This is a genomic window from Nostoc sp. 2RC (genome assembly GCF_014222165.1).
Classification (GTDB): Bacteria; Cyanobacteriota; Cyanobacteriia; order Cyanobacteriales; family Nostocaceae; genus Nostoc; species Nostoc linckia.
Window position 1 is genome coordinate 1 of the sequence record NZ_JACKZU010000781.1, and the last position, 664, is coordinate 664.

At 38.6% G+C, this 664-nt stretch carries 1 protein-coding gene; it reads right to left on the minus strand.

Annotated elements, in window-relative coordinates:
- Window positions 1-25: 25 nt before the first annotated feature.
- Window positions 26-664, minus strand: a 639-nt coding sequence (locus GNE10_RS34960) for a hypothetical protein (RefSeq protein WP_185570565.1), incomplete at its 5' end; no start/stop codon positions are given.

Consider the following 664-nt stretch of genomic DNA (forward strand, 5'->3'; position numbering starts at 1 on the left):
TTTTTTTATAAACAGCTATTAACTGTTAACTGGAAGAAAATAATTCTTGCCAGTCCCATTCGTTAAGGTTCCCAAAGCGTTTGAGTAATAAAGCATAATTTCGCGGATGTTCCCACCAACGACCGCGTAAACACCTGCGTATCCATCCTTCAGGATTGAGAATTTTTTCAAATGCACCGCGAATATCAAATAATGCAAGTGCAACTTTAATTTCATCAGTTGGACGTTCTAATACCTCCTTTTCGTCTGAGTCATAATAAATACCTTTCTCAGTCAGAAGCTCTATATTGGCCTCAGAATTAGAATGCTGCTGCTGAATATTACCCGGCTCGGTAGATTGCTGATTTGATGCCTGTAAAGTGTAACTAGAGTTATTGTTTTGTAAGTTTTTTTCTCGCTTCTTTTTAGGTGGTTTCAGCCACTGTAGAGGTCTTACAAGCAACTTAAATATTTTCCAACTGTACTGTTTAACTACTTGCACAACACGGTGTGTTTGCAGTAATTCAAACATCTGTTTGAGGTAATTATGCGTGTATTTCTTACCACGCACTTTTTCTACCCAAGCATTAAATTCTGATAAGTCTGGCTCTATTTCTGACCCTGTTTCCCCTTGCCTCATTAGCCATTGCCAAAGCGATTTAGCAGCAGGAGGTATATGGTTTTG